Annotated in this window: 22 protein-coding genes; 13 read left to right on the top strand and 9 right to left on the bottom strand. The window is 55.5% G+C overall.

The features are described from left to right. Nucleotides 1–20 precede the first annotated feature (20 nt). A complete protein-coding gene (locus tag GS630_RS15700) occupies nucleotides 21–644 on the top strand; it encodes an arylesterase (protein WP_171621000.1) in 624 nt (207 codons plus the stop codon). A gap of 6 nt (nucleotides 645–650) precedes the next feature. Here GS630_RS15700 and GS630_RS15695 read toward each other — a convergent pair whose 3' ends face one another. Then, nucleotides 651–1,205: a L,D-transpeptidase gene (locus GS630_RS15695; protein ID WP_171179290.1), complete on the bottom strand. Its 555-nt coding sequence runs from the start codon at nucleotides 1,203–1,205 to the stop codon at nucleotides 651–653. Nucleotides 1,206–1,367: 162 nt separating this feature from the next. Next, on the bottom strand, nucleotides 1,368–1,574 hold the full coding sequence (locus GS630_RS15690; RefSeq protein ID WP_050604132.1) for a cold-shock protein: 207 nt from the start codon (nucleotides 1,572–1,574) through the stop codon (nucleotides 1,368–1,370). Between the two features lie 464 nt (nucleotides 1,575–2,038). Here GS630_RS15690 and GS630_RS15685 point away from each other — a divergent pair, with 464 nt between their 5' ends. Then, nucleotides 2,039–2,428 carry a hypothetical protein gene (locus GS630_RS15685; protein ID WP_171238479.1) on the top strand — a complete coding sequence of 130 codons (390 nt, stop codon included), beginning with the start codon at nucleotides 2,039–2,041 and terminating at the stop codon, nucleotides 2,426–2,428. Between the two features lie 583 nt (nucleotides 2,429–3,011). Here GS630_RS15685 and GS630_RS15680 read toward each other — a convergent pair. Both GS630_RS15680 and ettA read right to left on the bottom strand, forming a co-directional pair. After that, a complete protein-coding gene (locus tag GS630_RS15680) occupies nucleotides 3,012–3,500 on the bottom strand; it encodes a hypothetical protein (RefSeq protein ID WP_171179294.1) in 489 nt (162 codons plus the stop codon). Nucleotides 3,501–3,553: 53 nt separating this feature from the next. Continuing rightward, nucleotides 3,554–5,221 (bottom strand): energy-dependent translational throttle protein EttA, encoded by a 1,668-nt coding sequence (ettA, locus tag GS630_RS15675; protein ID WP_010442471.1) that lies wholly within the window; start codon nucleotides 5,219–5,221, stop codon nucleotides 3,554–3,556. 138 nt (nucleotides 5,222–5,359) lie between these two features. On the opposite strand from ettA, the gene GS630_RS15670 reads away from it, so the two are divergent. The 3 genes from GS630_RS15670 (at nucleotide 5,360) to dacB (ending at nucleotide 8,028) form a co-directional block, all read left to right on the top strand. Then, nucleotides 5,360–5,830: an MOSC domain-containing protein gene (locus tag GS630_RS15670; RefSeq protein ID WP_171179296.1), complete on the top strand. Its 471-nt coding sequence runs from the start codon at nucleotides 5,360–5,362 to the stop codon at nucleotides 5,828–5,830. A 32-nt stretch (nucleotides 5,831–5,862) separates the two neighbouring features. Next, nucleotides 5,863–6,483: a nicotinate-nucleotide adenylyltransferase gene (locus GS630_RS15665; protein ID WP_171179448.1), complete on the top strand. Its 621-nt coding sequence runs from the start codon at nucleotides 5,863–5,865 to the stop codon at nucleotides 6,481–6,483. 66 nt (nucleotides 6,484–6,549) lie between these two features. After that, on the top strand, nucleotides 6,550–8,028 hold the full coding sequence (gene dacB / locus GS630_RS15660; RefSeq protein ID WP_171234893.1) for a D-alanyl-D-alanine carboxypeptidase/D-alanyl-D-alanine-endopeptidase: 1,479 nt from the start codon (nucleotides 6,550–6,552) through the stop codon (nucleotides 8,026–8,028). A gap of 26 nt (nucleotides 8,029–8,054) precedes the next feature. Here dacB and GS630_RS15655 read toward each other — a convergent pair whose 3' ends face one another. From GS630_RS15655 to GS630_RS15645, 3 genes are all read right to left on the bottom strand, one after another. Continuing rightward, nucleotides 8,055–8,477: a tellurite resistance TerB family protein gene (locus GS630_RS15655; protein WP_171093520.1), complete on the bottom strand. Its 423-nt coding sequence runs from the start codon at nucleotides 8,475–8,477 to the stop codon at nucleotides 8,055–8,057. 102 nt (nucleotides 8,478–8,579) lie between these two features. Next, on the bottom strand, nucleotides 8,580–8,954 hold the full coding sequence (locus GS630_RS15650; protein ID WP_171093518.1) for an EamA family transporter: 375 nt from the start codon (nucleotides 8,952–8,954) through the stop codon (nucleotides 8,580–8,582). After that, entirely contained in the window at nucleotides 8,951–9,688 is a 738-nt protein-coding gene (locus GS630_RS15645) for a class I SAM-dependent methyltransferase (protein ID WP_171179300.1), read from the bottom strand. The genes GS630_RS15650 and GS630_RS15645 overlap by 4 nt, the downstream gene beginning before the upstream one ends. A 380-nt stretch (nucleotides 9,689–10,068) precedes the next feature. Here GS630_RS15645 and GS630_RS15640 point away from each other — a divergent pair, with 380 nt between their 5' ends. The 5 genes from GS630_RS15640 to GS630_RS15620 all read left to right on the top strand — a co-directional run bounded on the left by GS630_RS15640 (nucleotide 10,069) and on the right by GS630_RS15620 (nucleotide 15,462). Next, nucleotides 10,069–11,643, top strand: coding sequence for a lysine--tRNA ligase (locus GS630_RS15640; protein WP_171620932.1), 1,575 nt, complete (start codon nucleotides 10,069–10,071; stop codon nucleotides 11,641–11,643). Between the two features lie 48 nt (nucleotides 11,644–11,691). Beyond that, complete coding sequence (locus tag GS630_RS15635; protein WP_171179302.1) at nucleotides 11,692–12,093, top strand: DUF4864 domain-containing protein; 402 nt, start codon at nucleotides 11,692–11,694, stop codon at nucleotides 12,091–12,093. Nucleotides 12,094–12,231: 138 nt separating this feature from the next. Beyond that, nucleotides 12,232–14,520 carry a glycosyl hydrolase family 28-related protein gene (locus tag GS630_RS15630; protein ID WP_171620931.1) on the top strand — a complete coding sequence of 763 codons (2,289 nt, stop codon included), beginning with the start codon at nucleotides 12,232–12,234 and terminating at the stop codon, nucleotides 14,518–14,520. Nucleotides 14,521–14,663: 143 nt separating this feature from the next. After that, entirely contained in the window at nucleotides 14,664–14,981 is a 318-nt protein-coding gene (locus GS630_RS15625; protein WP_171179307.1) for an antibiotic biosynthesis monooxygenase, read from the top strand. Nucleotides 14,982–15,054: 73 nt separating this feature from the next. Continuing rightward, a complete protein-coding gene (locus GS630_RS15620) occupies nucleotides 15,055–15,462 on the top strand; it encodes a universal stress protein (RefSeq protein ID WP_171179308.1) in 408 nt (135 codons plus the stop codon). 3 nt (nucleotides 15,463–15,465) lie between these two features. On the opposite strand, the gene GS630_RS15615 is transcribed toward GS630_RS15620, so the two are convergent. After that, nucleotides 15,466–15,942: a pyridoxamine 5'-phosphate oxidase family protein gene (locus GS630_RS15615; protein WP_171712119.1), complete on the bottom strand. Its 477-nt coding sequence runs from the start codon at nucleotides 15,940–15,942 to the stop codon at nucleotides 15,466–15,468. A 119-nt stretch (nucleotides 15,943–16,061) separates the two neighbouring features. Between GS630_RS15615 and GS630_RS15610 the strand changes: the two genes are divergently transcribed. After that, the gene (locus GS630_RS15610) at nucleotides 16,062–16,484 is read left to right on the top strand and encodes an excalibur calcium-binding domain-containing protein (RefSeq protein WP_171179312.1); all 423 of its coding nucleotides are present in this window, start codon (nucleotides 16,062–16,064) and stop codon (nucleotides 16,482–16,484) included. Nucleotides 16,485–16,502: 18 nt separating this feature from the next. Here the strand turns inward: GS630_RS15610 and GS630_RS15605 are convergent, their stop codons facing one another. Then, nucleotides 16,503–16,931: an excinuclease ABC subunit B gene (locus GS630_RS15605; protein WP_171620930.1), complete on the bottom strand. Its 429-nt coding sequence runs from the start codon at nucleotides 16,929–16,931 to the stop codon at nucleotides 16,503–16,505. 221 nt (nucleotides 16,932–17,152) lie between these two features. Between GS630_RS15605 and GS630_RS15600 the strand changes: the two genes are divergently transcribed. Beyond that, nucleotides 17,153–17,443 carry a hypothetical protein gene (locus GS630_RS15600; RefSeq protein WP_171620929.1) on the top strand — a complete coding sequence of 97 codons (291 nt, stop codon included), beginning with the start codon at nucleotides 17,153–17,155 and terminating at the stop codon, nucleotides 17,441–17,443. Nucleotides 17,444–17,674: 231 nt separating this feature from the next. Beyond that, nucleotides 17,675–18,343 carry a hypothetical protein gene (locus GS630_RS15595; protein WP_171620928.1) on the top strand — a complete coding sequence of 223 codons (669 nt, stop codon included), beginning with the start codon at nucleotides 17,675–17,677 and terminating at the stop codon, nucleotides 18,341–18,343. The last annotated feature ends 28 nt before the right edge of the window (nucleotides 18,344–18,371 follow it).

Genomic DNA, 18,371 nt, shown 5'->3' with positions numbered 1-18,371 from the left:
CCACATTGCGCAAGGCTTTGATGACAGGTCTGTTTATCTTCTGCGGTTTCACGGCCACAGCCGAGCAAGTGGTGATTGCCGCCTTAGGGGATTCGTTGACGCAAGGCTATGGGCTGGTGGAAGAAGACGGGTTTGTACCTCAGCTTGACCGTTGGCTTCAGGCGCAGGGTGCGGATGTTCGGGTGATCAACGCCGGCGTTTCAGGTGACACAACGGCAGGCGGAGCTGCGCGGGTGGAATGGACCCTGACGCCGGATGTGGATGGAATGATCGTCGCCTTAGGCGGAAATGACCTATTGCGCGGGATCGACCCTGCAGTCTCACGGGCCAACCTGCGAGAAATTCTGGAGGTTGCGCGGGATGGCGGCGTTGATGTTCTGCTGATCGGAATGCAAGCGCCGGGCAATTACGGAATGGACTACAAACAGGCATTTGACGCGATGTACCCCGAATTGGCGCAGGACTTCGGGGTCTTATTTGCCAGAAGTTTCTTTGAAGGGCTGACAGCCGAGGGCGATCCCGGCGCAGTGTCGCAGTTCATGCAGGCCGACGGCATTCATCCAAATGCCGCCGGGGTCGCCCGGATCGTGGATGCGCTGGGCCCGTCCGTTCTGGAGCTTGTCGGGCAGGTAGCGGCCCCCTGACTTTGATCAGACGACCGTGACCACTGTTCCAATTGGGACACGATTGTATAGGTCAATAACATGTTCGTTCAGCATACGGACGCACCCGTTTGACACTGCATGGCCAATGGTTTGCGGCTGCGTTGTGCCATGGATGCGGAAATATGTGTCGACGCCGTTCTGGAAAAGATACAGCGCCCGCGCGCCCAAAGGGTTATCTCCGCCACCGGGCTGCACATAGTCATTGTCTTTGAATTTTGCGTAGGTAACCGGGTCACGCTCGATCATTTCATCGGTCGGACGCCAGGTGGGCCATTCCTTTTTCACATCGATGGTCGCCGATCCGGTAAATTCCAGCCCCGCCTTTCCAACACCACAACCATAGCGGATCGCTTTGCGTGGTTCGGTCACGTAGTAGAGATAGAACGACCGGGGGGCGACCAGAAGCTGCCCAGGCACGAATTGCTTTTTGATGCGCACGAATTGCGGCGTCGGATCATATTCGACCGCTTTCTTGGCGCTGGCGATTCCCGGCAACAGGCTGGCTGCTGTTCCGGCCAGAAAAACACGGCGTGTAAACATGGAAAACCCTCATCGAATGACCAAGGAAACTTAAGAACAGTTTCAGTATGATATGATATTTGGTCAATTCTGGGGCAAACATCACGTGGTCGTGATGTGTTCCGGCCGCCACGCTGGCGACCGGATAGAAAAGGGCAAGGCGCGCCTTACCCTTTTACCGGCTTAGGCCAGTTGGATGTTGTCGGCGCTTTCGCGACCGTCACGACCAGCGCGCAGCTCGTACGTGACTTTCTGGTTGTCGGCCAGACCGGTCAGGCCTGAACGCTCTACTGACGAGATGTGAACGAAGATGTCTTTGCCGCCATCTTCGGGTGCAATGAAGCCATAGCCTTTGGTGGTGTTGAACCATTTTACGGTGCCTGCGGGCATATCCGTTGTCTCCTGTTTGGTGCTGCCCACGGGGATGCGGCAGCCTGGCGTCGTCGGTCTGGATCGAGTGACTGAGCGCCGTAGAAGGAGACAGTAGGTCGAAATAGAAAAACGTAAGCCCCTTTCATATGGCATTGAGGTGGCCATGTGGCAAGGGACGATCGGTTGGATTGAACCTCGGCCCCAGAGCATGTTGCGTTGATTCAAGAGGTTTATGATCAAAGGGTTGGACTTGCCGTACCCGGCTCACACGACCGGTGGTCGCCCCTGTTTCTGAACACATGTGAAACGTGGCTATTCAGAATCGCAGCTTTGCTTTGGTGCCCTTTGAGGTACGGAGTCAGAGTCGTCTTGTTAAGACGGTATCCTTTGATCTCATAAGTCTTCATTTTAATTCAATTATTGTGATGTTTGAAAAATGACGCTGGGATGCTATGCTTAAAGACAGTGTCGTGGGGGCGAATATGAGAGTTATTTGTACATTAGCGGTTCTGTTTTGGGCCGGAGCGTCAGAAGCTTTGACCATTTCAGAAGGGTCGGAACGTTCGACTGCGGATGGTGATCAAGTTACATCCGAGCTTTTATCAGGCTTTGATAGCGAAAGACATCGTGAAGAGTTGGAATGGGAAAATCTCCGTTTGACCCAAGCACCCGAACCCTCTGAACATGACCGGCATCTTGAAGAGTTGGAGCTATTGCGGGAACGCCCCAACCAAGAGCAGGGCGTAACGGAAGGTGCCGTGGCGCAGGCAAACCTTGCGGCTGTCCCGATTCCCGCCAGTTGGTTGCTGCTGGTTGGCGCGTTGGCCGGGCTGTTTGGTCTGGGCAAATTTCGCAGAAACCAGTCAGCTTAAAGCCTGCAACTGCTATCATCCATTAGAGTTTTGACTGAGACGCCGGAGTTTGGTCGCTTCGAGGGGGCTTGATGCATTTCGAAGTGGCTGGATGGCGTCCAGCGATGTAACCCTGTTTATCAAACCATCGAGATATTCGTTCGGGTTGGGTAGGGCCGGAGTGGAGCAGTGGCGTGAACGAAGGGGCGTTCGGAGAACCCCAAGATGGGTGATTTCACCCGTCATTTGATTTGGTTGAATTATCGGAAATTGAGGAGTGACGAGTGCGAGTACCCACCCTACGCTCGCTGACTATGTGATTACGGTTCTTCCTTTCGTAAAATTTGGTCAACGCATTTCGTGTGGAGAGGAGCTAACGACTGCTCAATATCAAGAGTTTCGTAAGCCAATGACACGGTTGATTTTTTGTCATTTATCGAAGCGTGAAACCAAGCGAAGCAAATTGCCGTATCGTAGTCTACTGTGCCTCGAATCAACGAAGTATAAAATTCGGTGTCGCGTTCGTTGTTTTCTGCGCTTTTGACTAGTGCAACTGCTGCGGAAATTAAGTTAACGAGGTTGAAAATCTTGTTTGCTTCTAGATCTAAGTGGTGCCGCTGACTGGGATGGAACTCACTTTCAATGGCTTTTTTTCGAGGAGACACTCGGATGCTCTGCGGTACTGCTCTAAGCGAACTGTTTCTTTTCCGGCTGCGCCCTCTTGTTCTAGCAACCGGGCTTTCTCCTCGTTGATCATGGAAAATAGAGAGAAAAAGGAGCTTTCAAACAATTGCTTTTCTAGAGCAACTCTTTGCGCTTCATTGATACCTTCTTGCCCTTCAAGGAGTTTTAGAGTGTCATTTCGTTCCTTTTTGACGTGTTCGAGCTCTTCTCGTTGAAGGCTGACCGCAAGCACTAACAAGAGTAAAGCTGTTCCTGAGAAGAGGGCGTTTGCCGCGCCAAAGGTGTCTCCAAAAGTTCCGCCGGATTGATCGGAGTAAACAGCATAAATAAAGTTGAGAAAGTAGGCAAAGGGAACAAACCAAAGGGCTTGTTTCAGCCAAAATCGAAGTTCTGTAAGTTTTTTCTGCATTTCTGTTTCTTTGGTTGGAAAAAAGGCGGCAAAATTGCCGCCTATAGAAACGTCTATCTTGCAAACTTCTTATGCTTCAACCGCTTGGGCTCGAGCGCATCCGGTCCCAGACGGCGCTTTTTGTCCTCTTCGTAGTCCTCGAAGTTGCCCTCGAACCACTCCACATGCGCGTCGCCTTCGAAGGCCAGAATATGCGTGCAGATCCGGTCGAGGAAAAAGCGGTCGTGTGAGATAACGACGGCGCAGCCGGCGAAATCGACCAGCGCGTCTTCCAGTGCGCGCAGGGTTTCGACGTCCAGGTCGTTGGTCGGTTCGTCGAGCAGCAGGACGTTGCCGCCCTCTTTCAACAAGCGGGCCATGTGGACGCGGTTGCGCTCACCCCCTGACAGCAGCGAGACCTTTTTCTGCTGATCGCCGCCTTTGAAGTTGAAGGACGAGCAGTAGGCGCGGGAATTGACCTGTGCATCGCCCAGCTGAATGATCTCGGCCCCGCCGGTGATCGCTTCCCACACGGTGTCGTTGTCTTTCAGGTCGTCGCGCGATTGGTCGACATAAGACAGTTCGACCGTGTCGCCCAGCGTGATGGTGCCGCTGTCGGGCTGTTCCTGACCGGTGAGCATCTTGAACAGGGTCGATTTACCCGCGCCGTTGGGGCCGATGACGCCGACAATGCCGCCGGGGGGCAGGGCGAAGTCCAGCCCTTCGATCAGTTGCTTGTCGCCCATGTGTTTCGAAAGGCCCTCGACCTCGATCACCTTGCCGCCAAGGCGCTGGCCGTTGGGGATGACGATCTGAGCGCGGGTCAGCTTTTCGCGTTCGGACTGCTCGGCCAGTTCGTTATAAGCATTGATCCGGGCCTTGGATTTGGCCTGACGGGCCTTCTGACCCTGACGCATCCATTCCAGTTCGCGCTGCAGGGTCTTCTGCTTGGACTTGTCCTCGCGCGCTTCCTGCTCCAGCCGTTTGGCCTTTTGCTCCAGCCATGCGGAATAGTTGCCCTCATACGGAATGCCGCGGCCGCGGTCGAGTTCCAGAATCCAGCCGGTGATGTCATCCAGAAAGTAACGGTCGTGGGTGACGATCAGGATGGTGCCTTTGTAGTCGATCAGGTGCTGTTGCAGCCAGGCGATAGTCTCGGCGTCCAGGTGGTTGGTCGGTTCATCGAGCAGCAGCATGTCGGGCGCTTCGAGCAGCAGCTTGCAGAGCGCCACGCGGCGTTTCTCACCACCCGAGAGGTTAGCGATGTTGGCATCGTCCGGCGGGCAGCGCAGTGCCTCCATCGAGACGTCGATCTGGCTGTCGAGATCCCACAGGTTTTCCGCGTCGATCGCGTCCTGCAGGGTGGTCATCTCCTCCATCAGCTCGTCCGAGTAATTCTCGGCGATCTCCATGGCGATTTCGTTGAAGCGGTCGACCTTGGCCTTTTTCGCGGCCACGCCCAGCATGACGTTTTCGCGGACGGTCAGCGATTCATCCAACTGCGGTTCCTGCGGCAGATAGCCGACCTTGGCACCCTCAGCCGCCCACGCCTCACCAGTGAAATCGGTATCGAGGCCGGCCATGATTTTCATCAGCGTCGATTTACCCGCGCCGTTGACGCCGACGACACCGATTTTCACACCGGGCAGAAAGCTCAGGTGGATGTTTTCAAAGCACTTCTTGCCACCGGGATAGGTCTTGGAGACACCCTGCATGTGGTAGACATATTGATAGGCGGCCATGTCGCGTCCTCTGGGTCGGGGAAATTGAGTTGGAACGCTGGATATCTGAGCGCGGCGTGCGGGGCAAGCTGGTGGTTTTGTGAATTTCGCTTAGTGCCGGCTTCACCTAAAAAGGCTTGACCAAACAAGGGGTATAAATTGTCTGAATTGGCAAAGCTGATTGCCGGTTGGGCGCAGCCGGGACGTGTCGAATGGATCGGGCTACGACCCGAGCGGCGGGTGGAAATGGTCAAGGTGAATGAGGCCGTGATCTCCATTGGCGGGCTCGACGGCGACCGTGGCCGCGCTGGCACGCGGGCGGTGACTCTGATCCAGCACGAACATCTGGCGGCGATTGGCACTTATCTGGGGCAAAGGCCCGTGGCACCGGAAATCCTGCGGCGTAATCTGGTGGTGTCGGGGATCAATCTGGCGGCCCTCAAGGGGCGTGAGGTGCAGGTGGGCGAGGCCATCCTGCGCTTTACCGTGATCTGCGCGCCGTGCAGTCGGATGGAAGAGGCTCTGGGCCAGGGCGGTTACTCTGCCGTGCGCGGGCATGGGGGTTGGTGTGCCGAAGTCCTCCGCCCGGGGCGTGTCAAGCTGGGTGATGCGGTGCAACCTGTTGATTGACAACCCCCTTGAGTTCTGAACATCAGCAGGGGATGGAGCGTTATCATATTCCATATGCGCGACCCGGGCAGGTGATCGGGCTGTTCGGCGGGTCTTTTGATCCTCCGCACAAAGGCCATGTGCACGTCACGCGCGAGGCGATGAAGGCGTTTGGGCTGGATCGGGTGTGGTGGCTGGTCTCGCCGGGCAATCCGTTGAAGGAGCATGGACCAGCCCCGATGGCGCGGCGGTTGCAAGCCGCGAAAGCCGTGATGCAGCACCCGAAGGTCGACGTGACGGATATCGAGGCGATGACGGGCACGCGGGCGACAGCGGATACTCTGGCAGCACTTCGGCGGCTGTACCCGCAGGTTCGGTTTGTCTGGCTGATGGGGGCGGATAACCTGGCGCAGTTTCATCGTTGGAAAGATTGGCGGCTGATCATGGATAGCGTGCCAGTCGGCGTCGTCGCGCGGCCAGGGGATCGGATTTCGGCGCGGATGTCACCTGCGGCTCGGGTCTATGCAAAGTATCGCATCGATGGGCAGGCGCGACATCTTTTGGGTCAGGCGCAAGCCCCGGCCTGGTGTTTCGTGAACGTGCCAATGGTTGATGTCAGCTCGACCGAAATCCGAACGCGCGGAGAGTGGCGCGCACAAGTGTTGCCGGAATAGCCCCTATGGGCGCATAATCTCAGCGAGAGGTTGTGCGATTTTATTCTGTGGGATTTTAATTCAGCTATGGCTGATCGTTTTTCACGTCGTGTGTTTCTGGGGGGATTAGGGGCATCTCTAATCCCGGCAGCAGGTCTTGCACAGGCCCCGCTAGTTTCTCTCAGGCCGCAGATTCGCGGGGTGCCGTTAAGCGGGGCCGAACGCCTGGTGGCTGCGGCCGGGTTAAAAGGCGAGGTTGTGTTTGCGGTTGCGGATGTAGCGACCGGAGCGCAGCTGGAGGTGTTTGGAGAAGGGGCCGCCTTGCCCCCTGCCAGCGTTGGCAAGGCGTTGACCGCACTTTATGCGCTGGATGTTTTGGGCACGGATCACCGATTTGAAACCCGTCTGGTGGCGGATGGACCGATCGAAAACGGCATCCTGCATGGCGATTTAATCCTGGCGGGCGGTGGGGATCCACTGTTGGATACTGATGCACTAGCCTCGATGGCGGCCAACCTGCGAGAGGCTGGGATTACCGAGGTGCGTGGTGCGTTCAAGGTCTACGACGGGGCACTGCCATTTGTTTTCAGCATCGACCCTGGACAGCCCGATCATGTGGGGTACAGTCCTGCCATCAGCGGGATTTCGTTGAATTTCAACCGGGTGCACTTTGAGTGGAAGCGCGCGGGCAAAGGATATGACGTAAGCATGGACGCGCGCAGCGCGCGCTATGTGCCTGCGGTGGATGTAGCCTCGATGCGCGTCGAGAGCCGAAGCCTGCCGATCTATACCTATCAACCAAGCGCGCGCCAGGATCGCTGGACCGTGGCCAAAGGTGCGTTGGGGAATGGCGGAGCCCGCTGGTTGCCAGTACGTAAACCCGCGCTTTATGCAGGGGATGTGTTCCGAACCCTGGCGCGGTCAAACGGGATCGTGCTGGGACGGGTGCAGGTGACACGAGAGCGCCCGCAGGGCTTGGATCTTGTGGTGCATCGCAGTGATCCGCTGGAGAGTATTCTGCGTGGGATGCTGAAATACTCGACCAATCTGACGGCTGAGATGGTCGGACTGGCGGCGACAAAGGCACGGGGTGTTTATCCCAGGAACTTGGCAGAGTCGGCGGCCGAGATGAACCGATGGGCTTTGGAGAGCTTTGGTGTGAACGGTATCGCCATGGTCGATCATTCCGGTCTTGGTGATGCTTCGCGCATTGTACCCGCAGATCTGGTTTCGGCCTTGGTGGTCGCACAGAAGTCGGGGATATTGCGCCCGTTGATGAAACCTTTTGCCTTGACCGATCGGAATGGTCGAGTCGTCAAGAACCACCCAGTTAAGGTTGACGCCAAGACCGGGACACTGAACTTTGTTTCCGGGCTAGGCGGTTTCCTGACAACAGCAGACGGGGTCGACCTGGCCTTTGCTATCTTCACGGCAGACGTGGCGAAACGCGCGAAAATACCGCGTGCTCAGCGTGAACGTCCGGATGGCGCGCGCAGCTGGAACCGAAGGTCGCGAAAGCTGCAACGCGCACTGCTTGAACGGTGGGGCTCGCTATATGGCAGTTAAGCTGTGAAACCCGACGACGCCTGTTGTCAGACGGCGTGACGCGCGCGGGCACCGCGTTCGATTGCGGCAGCGTGTAGGCGGTCGATACTCAACTCGTACCGGATTTCTTCCAGCAAACGCAGTTCGGTCTCGGCCAGAGATCCGTCTGCCGCGGCAACATCGCAGGCCAGCGCATAAGCGGTTTCGTTCAGGCGCTCAGGAAGGTTGTCGCGGATCAGCCCAAATAGAGCATCCAAGCCGTCTTCTTGTTCGAACAGATCAAAAACGATCTGTGACACATGGCGCATCCGGTCGATGTCATACCCGGCGAAGACCGGCAGCATGTTCACCGCAACTTCTATCTTGACCAGTTCAGCGGTTCGGATCGTTTCGTCAGATGCCGAAATCGCAACCATGATCGCCACAAGGCAATCCTGTGGGGACATCGGGTGGGGAACTTGCTCGGTCATTCGGTGCATCCTGCTTGGGGTTCTTCAAAGGCGCAGGATAGAAGGGGGGCAGGGCAGGTTCAACATCTTGTTTTGCCGCGTTTGTGCGGCAGGTTGAACCGGTCAGGTATTCATCACCGCCATTCCGCTAAGTAAAAGCCCGGCCCCGATCCAATAGCGCAGCCCCAGCGTTTCGCCAAAGAACAGCCACGAGGCGAGGGGAACCAGCACAAAGCTAAGCGCCATGAACGGATAAGCTTGCGACAAAGGCACATGTCTGAGGACGTAAATCCAAAGGATCGTCGCGGACCCGTAGATCGCAAGTGCGACAAGCAAAAAAGGGTCAAAAAGGGTGTGTACTACGCCCACTAAGCCTGTGGCGTCGCGCCCGTCGATCCGGCCGCCTGCAAGCTTGAACAACACCTGACCGGCGGAGATCATGACAGGCGTCAACAGCAAGCCCGTCCAGATCAGAACCGTTGGCGCGGTGGCGCTCATGCCGCCTGATCCTTTACGGGCTTTTCGTTGCTTTGATCCACAGGGCGGTCTTCGCAGTAATAGATGTCGCGCCCGATATCTTCGCAGACATGTACGCTCGGGCTGGGATGTACAGCGCGCAAAAAGCTGTGGGTGTAGGGGAAGAAGTTAAAGTGCGGATTGAAGCTGTAGCGGTATTCCCTCTCACGCGGGACCACAATGATGACGCGCTTGCGCGCGACCCGCCGCAGTTCCGCAATCGCTTGGCGATAATCCAACAGGTGCTCGATCACATGGGTGCAGATAACGGTGTCGAAGCTGTTGTCTTCAAAGGGCAGATCCTCGATCCGTGCGGCGACATAGCTGATGTTGTCCAGAGCTTCCGCGTCGTCGACCACAAAATCCACGCCGGTCATGGCGGTTATGTCTGGGCGCTGGGCACGGATACGCTGCAAAAGAACGCCGGTGCCGCAACCGACATCGCAGATGCTGTCGCCGATGATGTCTTTGGCAATCCGATCTATGCAGGCTTCGGAATTGTCGGTTCCGTCATGAACGCGCGGATGGTCGCGATACAGGGTTTCGTATTCTTCGTCTGTCAGAAAAGGCGCGCGTTCGCGGAATGCCGCTAGCCGGGTGATATGTTCACCCCAGACCCGACGTGCGAGCCAGTGAAACGCGGCGCTGTCGCGCAAGATTGGCGGTACGATGTCCTCAAGCACAAAGCGGATCAGATTGGTGGTTTCGCGTCGCATCTTCTGTCCTCTGGTCCGGTAAGCTTCCTGATCTTGCCTTAGTCATACATGGCCTGAGAAGCCCGTGAAATATGCAGGTTAAGCCAGAGCGTGCGGCCCGTGTCTTTTTTGTTTCGGAGAGCACAATCGTCCCAGCATTGTGGCTTCAGTAAGGCTGAGCTGTGAAACCTGCGTCTCGGGCCTATTGAAGAAAGCGTTCGAGTATTCGGAGCAGTGCAAGAGACTTTAGCTCTTTGAGCATGGGGAAACACCGGTTTCTGGTCAGTTATGGCAGGAAACGGGCGACTGCTTTATTGACTCATGCTGCACTGGCACAATAGGAGGGGCCGGTCCGGTTGCATGGGGCAACCAGAGCACCTTTCCCTATGGAGCACATTGAAATGTCTGAACTGCGTGAAACCGCGATGTCGTCCAAGGCCTGGCCTTTTGAAGAGGCGCGCCGGTTGCTCAAACGCTATCAGAAAAGTGCTCCGGAAAAGGGGTATGTGTTGTTTGAAACCGGCTATGGCCCTTCGGGTCTGCCGCATATCGGTACCTTCGGTGAGGTTGCTCGGACCACAATGGTAAAGCGTGCGTTCGAAGTGCTTTCTGACATTCCGACCAAGCTGATCTGTTTCTCGGATGATTTGGACGGGATGCGGAAGGTGCCCAGCAATGTACCGAACCCGGAGATTCTGGAGCAGCATTTACAACGCCCGTTGACCTCGGTGCCGGATCCGTTTGGTGAACATGACAGCTTTGGCGCGCATAACAACGCGATGCTGCGGCGTTTCTTGGATACGTTCGGGTTCGAATACGAGTTCTACTCGGCCAAGGAGTTCTACGAGTCCGGGCAGTTTGACGAAATCCTCAAACGTGCGGTTGAACGCTATGATGAGATCATGGCGATCATGCTCAAGAGTTTGCGGGAAGAGCGCCAGCAGACCTATTCGATTTTCCTGCCGCTGCACCCTGAAAGCGGGCGGGTCATGTATGTACCGATGAAAAAGGTCTGTGCTGAGACATACACCGTGACCTTTGACGATGAGACAGGCAAGGAATGGACCGTCCCCGTCACCGGGGGCCATGTGAAGCTGCAATGGAAGCCGGACTTTGGCGCGCGTTGGGCGGCGTTGGGCGTCGATTTTGAGATGTACGGCAAAGAGCATGCGACGAACGAAAAGATCTATGACTCGATCTGCCGTGCGCTGGGTGGTCGTGCGCCCGAGCATTTCAGCTATGAGCTGTTCCTGGATGAAAACGGTCAAAAAATCTCGAAGTCGTCCGGCAACGGCGTGTCGATTGACGAATGGCTGACCTATGCGCCAACCGAGAGCTTGGCGTATTTCATGTACCAAAAGCCCAAAACGGCCAAGCGGATGCATTTTGATGTGATCCCGAAAGCTTACGATGAGTATCATCAGCAGTTGCGGGCCTATCCGGGGCAGGATCTGAAGGCGCAGTTGAACAACCCGGTTTGGCACATCCACGGCGGTGACGTTCCTGAATCGACGTTGATCGTGCCCTTTGCGATGCTGCTGAATCTTGCATCGGTGTCTGGCGCGGAAGACAAAGAGACGCTGTGGGGCTTTATTCGCCGCTATGCGCCAGAAGCGACGGCGGAAAGCCATCCTGATTTGGATCAGGCCGCAGGATTTGCTGTGCGCTACTTCAACGACTTCGTCAAACCGACACGCAAGCATCGCGCGCCTACAGATCAGGAACGTGAGGCGCTGGAGGCACTGAAGGCAGCGCTTGAAGCATATGATGGCCCCACCGAGGATGAGGCGCTGCAGTCGGTGGTCTACTCGATCGGCCGCGAGCGGTTCGACCCGATGCGTGGCTGGTTCACCGCACTCTACGAGGTGCTGTTGGGTGCCTCGCAAGGCCCGCGTTTTGGTGGCTTCATTGCCCTCTATGGCGTGCCGGAAACGATTGCGCTGATCGACAAGGCCCTGGCCGGAGAGCTGGTCTGATTTGACCTGATCCCGCAAGGGGCTACCGTTTCGTCAGGAGGTAGCCCCATGCGTCGTTTACTACTTGCCCTGTCCTTGAGTGCCGGTCTGGCCTCAGGTGCGTTTGCCCAGAGCGCCGAGATCGAGGCCAATATCGCGGCCCAGATGCAGGCCTTCAAGGCGGATGATTTCGCCACGGCCTTTACCTTTGCCAGCCCCAATATCCAGCGTCTCTTCGGAAACCCGGACAATTTCGGAGCGATGGTACGCAATGGGTATCCAATGGTTTGGCGGCCTGCTGATGTACGCTTTCTGGAACTGCGCGAGATTGCCGGGTCATTGTGGCAGAAGGTAATGATCACCGACGGAAACGGGCTGGTTCATATTCTGGACTATCAGATGGTTCCGTTGGAGAGTGGCTGGAAGATCAACGGGGTTCAGCTTTTGAGCAACTCGGATCCTGCGGTCTGACGCAACACCACCGTCACGGTGCGATGAACCGTGATTAATCCCCTTTCGGTATTCAAACTGGCGCGTTCGGGACGGACCTGAACACGAGGTTTGGACGCGTCGCCAAATTGGCGCGGCGCGATTGAGAAAGGGTTTTCTATGAACAAGGCAATCACCGACGGCATCGTGTTCATGCCACCTCAGTTTGCGAATGGCCTGACGGTCTGGTCTGCGGGGGACGGGACGCCCGGTTCGCCTACCTACGGCGGGTCCGGCACCGGCGTATTTGTACCATCAGATGCGGATTTTGGCGGATGTCTTGAGATTCTGAAGGTGAACACCACGCAGCAGCTGCGTTTTATGGGGCAGACGCCGATATTGCCCGGCTGCTATTTGCAGGTCAAAGCCCGAGTGAAAGCAATTAGCGGCCCGTTACCGTCTGTACGGGTCGCAGCATGGGCAGGCGGTGCGGGGGACGCGCACGTTGCGGGCGTTGTCGAGCAAGGACCGGCTACGCAGCTATCGGGCTATGGCTCGGTACATGAGATCACGGCCATTGTGGGCACCGGCCAGCGTCCGGGCGTTGATATGCCCTGGGGGCTTGCTGCGCTTTACGGGCATTTCGGTCTGGACATCGAAGGTGCCAATGGTGCTTTGGTGCGTGTTGATGATCTTGAGATCACCGACGTCACCAGTGTTTTCCTTCGTGAAATGATCAGCCTGGTGGACGTTCGGGATTACGGCGCTGTGGGAGACGGTGTAACCGACGATTCCACCGCATTTGAGGCAGCAGATCAGGCAGCTGGTGGTCGACGAGTCTATGTGCCGCAAGGTACCTATCATCTTGGGGAAAACACCAGCATGGCCTCTGAGATGGAATTTGAAGGCACAGTCACGATGCCTGATGACAAGATGCTGTTGCTGACCAAAGACTTCCATCTGCCAAGCTATATAGCGGCCTTTGGCGATGAAGAATTGGCTTTCAAAAAGGCGTTTCAGGCGCTGCTGAATAACACCGATCATGAATCACTGGATCTGGGCGGTCGCAAAATTTCGGTGACAGCTCCGATTGACATGGCTGCAACGGTTCCGAACAAACAAGGCGGGTTTTCCACACGCCGCGCGATCCGCAACGGTCAGTTCGATGTCAAAAGCAGTAGCGCTTGGGATACCGAGACATTCACATCGGTGGCAACCTATGATCCTTCGGACAAAACACGACTGACCAATGTCGCCAATGTTGCGAATATTCCTGTGGGCTCTTTGGTGCAGGGCAGTGGTGTTGGCCGCGAAATCTACGTGCGGTCAAAAAACGTTGGTGCTGGTGAGATCATCCTGAACGCACCAATCTATGATGCGTCGGGTACGCAAACCTTCACGTTCCACGCGTTCAAATACCTACTGGACTTCAGCGGATTTAACACGTTGCGCAAGTTCGGCATGGAGCAGATTGAATTCCAGTGCAACAGCAGGTGCAGCGCCATCCGTCTTGCGGTGTCGGGCAGCACATTTCAGTTGAAGGATTGTTTTGTCAGTCGCCCCAAAGACCGGGGGATCACCTCGATTGCGACAGGGTGCAAGGGGATGTTGATCGACAATTGTCAGTTCCTGTCAGCGGAAGAATCCTTCGATGTGACGGATCGTTCTTCGATTGGGCTGAACACCAATTCAAATGACGTAAAACTGCGTCACAACCAGGCAGTGCGTTTCAAGCACTTTGCCGTTCTGGGCGGCGACAACAACATGGTTTTGGGCAACCATTTTTTCCAGGGCGATGGCATACCGCAGGGCGTTCGCACGGCTGGGTTGATCATGATCGGCACGTATAACAGTTCCACTATTGCCGAAAACTATGTCGACAATTGTTTCATCGAATGGACCAACGAACGGGATGCCTCACCCGCTTTCACCAGCGGATTCTCGTTCAGCGCAATGAGCATCACCGATAATATCTTTTATTCAAGTCAAGCGCCGTCCTGGTTCAGTTTTTTCATTGTGCGTCCCTATGGGGCCGGGCATTTCCTGAATGGTTTGGCTGTGACTGGAAACAAGTTTAGGGCCACAAGCGGTTCAATAGATCGGGCGGAAAGGATCGACACGTCTTTAGCGGATTTGAACAACAACAAGCACGCGAATGTGACGTTCCAGAACAACACCTATCACGGTGTCACAAAAAAGACCGCGCATCCTCTGAGAGTCCGGCGTCAGCAAAACTCGGCCGCAAGTTTTTGGCCGGTTTTGTCAAATGGCGAACTGCCGTTCAACGGCAAAGCGCGCAGTTGCGATAGTGTTACAGTGCTCGGTGGGCTTACAGGGGTTTTCAATAACCAGGTTTTTGCGGCACCTCACGTTTTACCCGAGCAGGGGTCTCTTGGTGTTAATTTGACCCTTAAATGGCCTGAGCAAGTTAAGGGCGAAGTCACTGCTTTGATTCGGATGGACAAATAAAGACATCAGTGGCCGCCCTGAATAGGGCGGTCAATTCTTAGTGCTATGCCAGGCACAACTGGCGTTGCTTTACTGCGCTGGCAGGAAATAGGCGACCTTTTTGTTGGGTGTGCTAGTCTGAGGAAAACAAACGGAGAATCCCAATGCCGAAAATCGCCAAAAACGCCAGTGTTCAAACCGTAATCACAACCTTTGAAATGACGCCAGGCACCTGTCAGGATCTGTTGGAAGCCCTCACTGAAGCCTATGCCGATTTCATCTCAAAACAGCCGGGCTTTGTGTCTGCAGGGTTGCATGTGAACGATGCTCAAACCCGTATCGCCAATTACTCGCAATGGGAGCGTCGTGACGATTTCCTTGCCATGTTGAGGACGCCGGAGATGCGCGACCGCAATCGCAAGATCAACGAATTGTGCAAAAGCTTTGAGCCGGTCATGTATGACGTGGCCGAGACATTCTGAGATTCCTGACCTGAATCAAAGCCTGCAACAACAATATGTTTCAAAGTGAGCCTGCAAAACGGAGGCTCACGCTATGTATCACAACATTCTTGTCCCGATCTCATTCGACGCTGAAAGAGACACATCCGGGCCTTTGAAACTGGCTCAGCTGTTGGCCACGCCAGACGCCCAGGTGACGTTGTTGCATGTGGTTGAGCATATTCCGAACTATGCGATTTCCTACATGCCACCCGAATACCTGACCGAAGCGCGAAAGGCGATTCAGGCCGAGCTGGATGAATTGGCGTCGCAGGTTCCGAATGCACGCGGATTGGTGATCGAAGGGCATTCTGGTCGGACCATTCTGGACTGGGCCGAAGCCAATAAACCCGACCTGATCATCATGGCGTCGCACCGTCCGGGGATGCAGGATCTTTTGCTGGGCTCGACGGCTTCCCACGTCGTGCGACATGCAAGTTGCGCTGTCCACGTGGTTCGTTGACCATCAGAAATCGACCGTTGTTAGGCGATAGGCTTTGCCAAAACCGCCGTTCAGCAAACCATCCTTGATGGTGAACCTGACAAAACTGAAATCGGCGAAATCGATATACAGCTTTGCCTTGGGCCGCAGGCTTAGATACCGCTCACGCAGCGGAGCATACTCTGGCATGTCCCGGTGTACCCAAAGCGCCACCGCGTGAAGTGTCAGGCGGGGGTGTGTCAGCGGGTCACCCTTTTCTTCGGGCTCTCCGACCAGAAGGGCGCAGTTTGGATTGGCATTCAGGGCTTGAGTATGTTCGGCCAGTGACGAGATCAGCGTGACTGGGCGGCCATCCGTATCCGTAGCCAGCGCGATACGGGACAGTGTTGGCAAACCCGTCTGAGGGTGCAAAACCGCCAACGCAGCAAACCGCGCCTGCTCCAAAAGCTCTCTGGCCTGCTCGCGGACCGTTTCGTCTGGGGTTTGGTAGGGACTGGTCACGGTTTGGCTAGACCTCACAGTCAGGGTTTCGCAGTGACACTAGAGCGTAAGTCGGCGGCCCGCCAACCTTCCGATCCGATTGCCTCGGCTTTGCCACATATCCATCGTAAGACCCAGTCATGCTGTTCAAGAAACCCACGCAGGGCGCGCCTGACCTCAACCCAAGATCAACCCGTCGGCACCAGCGGGCCGAGGCCGCGCGCCGACAGGCACTGTCCCCGGTGCGCATTCTGGTTATGGTACTATTGCTGCCCCTTACGACTGTACTGATCGCGGTGGGCGTTTTCATACGGGTGTCCGAGTATAATAGGGACGAGGCCGTGATACACCTGATCGCGCTGGCGGGGTGCGACGCGACGCAGGCCATGGGAATCGGGCCGTTCCGTGAAGGCCAGCCGGGGTACCACACGCGCAATGACCCGGACGGAGACGGCGTTGCCTGTGGGTTTACCGAGACGCCTGCACCTCAGGCCGCGCAATCAGAAAGCCGCCCAGAGCCGCAACAACGTGCGGTCGGCAATGCCAAGTTTGTGCGTCCTTAGTGGATTTACTCAACGCATTCAGGACAATTGTGCGCCTGCACAGGTGCGAAAGATACGTACCTGCGGCGCTGCATCGTTCAGGGGAAACTCTGCGATCCCGTCTTGCGTGAACGCATAGGCGACCTGATTGTACTCCAGCCCATCCAGCACATTGCCAAAGCCGGTATCTGTCACCGTCAACGCGGACCCTCCGTCGGACAAGACATGGCGTGGGGTGGCGATTTCGATGGGGTTTCGTCCTTCGAACCGCATGGCAAACCACGGGGATTGGGCCCAGACCTGATCTTTCCGAGTGACCGTCAGCGTGTAGAGCGGCGCAGACGGGTCATAGGTCAGGAAAATCGTCGCGGCACCTGTGTCATGCGAAAGCGTGCAGATATCGCCCACCGTCGCCTCCCATGCCAAGGCTGGGGTGGCAAAGATCAGAGAGGTCAGGATTGCACGCATGAGAGGGGACATAGCCGCCGAACAGGGCAAGGCAAGTTCCGCGGGGCGCTAGGTTGCAACCCTGAAGTGTCAGATGCTTGCGCGCAGTGAGGCGCTTGGTTGAAAATGGCCGAAATTCCCATGTATCAATCTGAGATTCCAGTCCCCTGTGCTAGGATGCGCGCGGCGTGGCTGTTCTGGCTGCGCCACATGACAGTTCTGTCACGTGAGGGAGGAAAGCAATGTTTGCACGTATTACCCAATTCAAAATGAAGCCCGGCACGCGCGAGGCCGCCACGGCAAAAATGAACGAATTGAAATCCGAGATCATGGGCATGCCCGGCATGCATTGCTTTACCAACGTGATGAACGAGGACGGATCAGGGTATGTGATCTCGGTGGTGGAAAGCGAAGCGACCTCGAACGCAAACGCGCCCAAAGTGGCCGAGCTGTGGGGCCATTTCGCCGAATTCATGGAAGGCCCGCCCTCACCGGTCGGATACGATGTGATTGCCCATTGGGATAAGGGGTAAAGGTTAGGGCGGGGAGTTACCCGCCCATTTTTTTGTGTAGTGCAGAATGGGGTTTTAACACATCATGCGTTTGGGTCGCTTCGGAGCAATGGTTTGGAAACCTACCCTACCCTTGGTGCTCCCATATACGTAATTGGTGGAATTTATTGAGTCCTAAATTTAAGCTTGCTCCACAATTTGGAAATAAATTCAGTCTGTGATAAACTTTTTCTTTTTTTAAAGGAGATTATCGTGCCAGTTGATCAGATTTCGGCATTAGAGAGATTTCTTACTTACGGGCCAATTGGACTAGCAGCTCTGATGCTCGTTTTGGTTATCATAGCGCTGACTCTGTCGGAACTCTCAGAAACTAGAGCGGGGCTATTGAAAATCTTTATGGGTGTGGGCGCCTTGTGTTTCTTTGCTATTTTGGCGGCGCAGTTTTTTGAGAAGGACGGCAAACACAATATGCGTGTGAATGTCTTGCCGGGAAATCTTAACGAAGTTGAGCACAGCGCTCCCCCAGACCTGTTGGTCGACGGTCAGAGTCTTTCTTCGGAAGCAATATACACTGTTGAAGACGACTTTGTGGTTGTGATTGATATGGAGCCGTCAATATCTACTGCAGAGACGGCTTTGGCGAATCTGGAACAAAGATTTGAAGATCAGCTTGAGATCGCTCAGGAGGAGCACAGTATTGCTTTGGAAAGACATAGGCTAGAGTCGCAAAAGTCTCTCCAAGAATTACAGGAGAAAATCTCTATCGTCACAATAGAGTTGGAGAAAGTGAAAGCAATTCAAGGTGCCCTCGCTAACCTTCAAAGTAATTCAGCAAGTACTGATCAGCTTCGATTAACGAGAGAGTTAGAAAAAGGGTTTGAGACATTTCTTAGAAATGTATCTGGTGTCATGGAGCAATAGAAGAAACAATTTAACAGTTTGAGGAGTG

Origin of the sequence: Ruegeria sp. HKCCD7303 (assembly GCF_013111185.1) — a bacterium.
GTDB lineage: Bacteria > Pseudomonadota > Alphaproteobacteria > Rhodobacterales > Rhodobacteraceae > Ruegeria.
This window is presented reverse-complemented; position numbering and strand designations above follow the sequence as displayed.

Coding starts and splice junctions, on each gene's coding strand:
- dacB (WP_171234893.1), top strand. CDS start 6,550: ATGGCTGATCGTTTTTCACGTCGTGTGTTTCTGGGGGGATTAGGGGCA.
- GS630_RS15700 (WP_171621000.1), top strand. CDS start 21: ATGACAGGTCTGTTTATCTTCTGCGGTTTCACGGCCACAGCCGAGCAA.
- GS630_RS15665 (WP_171179448.1), top strand. CDS start 5,863: ATGGAGCGTTATCATATTCCATATGCGCGACCCGGGCAGGTGATCGGG.
- GS630_RS15655 (WP_171093520.1), bottom strand. CDS start 8,477: ATGACCGAGCAAGTTCCCCACCCGATGTCCCCACAGGATTGCCTTGTG.
- GS630_RS15630 (WP_171620931.1), top strand. CDS start 12,232: ATGAACAAGGCAATCACCGACGGCATCGTGTTCATGCCACCTCAGTTT.
- GS630_RS15620 (WP_171179308.1), top strand. CDS start 15,055: ATGTATCACAACATTCTTGTCCCGATCTCATTCGACGCTGAAAGAGAC.
- GS630_RS15695 (WP_171179290.1), bottom strand. CDS start 1,205: ATGTTTACACGCCGTGTTTTTCTGGCCGGAACAGCAGCCAGCCTGTTG.
- GS630_RS15625 (WP_171179307.1), top strand. CDS start 14,664: ATGCCGAAAATCGCCAAAAACGCCAGTGTTCAAACCGTAATCACAACC.
- ettA (WP_010442471.1), bottom strand. CDS start 5,221: ATGGCCGCCTATCAATATGTCTACCACATGCAGGGTGTCTCCAAGACC.
- GS630_RS15605 (WP_171620930.1), bottom strand. CDS start 16,931: ATGCGTGCAATCCTGACCTCTCTGATCTTTGCCACCCCAGCCTTGGCA.
- GS630_RS15645 (WP_171179300.1), bottom strand. CDS start 9,688: ATGCGACGCGAAACCACCAATCTGATCCGCTTTGTGCTTGAGGACATC.
- GS630_RS15600 (WP_171620929.1), top strand. CDS start 17,153: ATGTTTGCACGTATTACCCAATTCAAAATGAAGCCCGGCACGCGCGAG.
- GS630_RS15635 (WP_171179302.1), top strand. CDS start 11,692: ATGCGTCGTTTACTACTTGCCCTGTCCTTGAGTGCCGGTCTGGCCTCA.
- GS630_RS15690 (WP_050604132.1), bottom strand. CDS start 1,574: ATGCCCGCAGGCACCGTAAAATGGTTCAACACCACCAAAGGCTATGGC.
- GS630_RS15685 (WP_171238479.1), top strand. CDS start 2,039: ATGAGAGTTATTTGTACATTAGCGGTTCTGTTTTGGGCCGGAGCGTCA.
- GS630_RS15610 (WP_171179312.1), top strand. CDS start 16,062: ATGCTGTTCAAGAAACCCACGCAGGGCGCGCCTGACCTCAACCCAAGA.
- GS630_RS15680 (WP_171179294.1), bottom strand. CDS start 3,500: ATGCAGAAAAAACTTACAGAACTTCGATTTTGGCTGAAACAAGCCCTT.
- GS630_RS15650 (WP_171093518.1), bottom strand. CDS start 8,954: ATGAGCGCCACCGCGCCAACGGTTCTGATCTGGACGGGCTTGCTGTTG.
- GS630_RS15640 (WP_171620932.1), top strand. CDS start 10,069: ATGTCTGAACTGCGTGAAACCGCGATGTCGTCCAAGGCCTGGCCTTTT.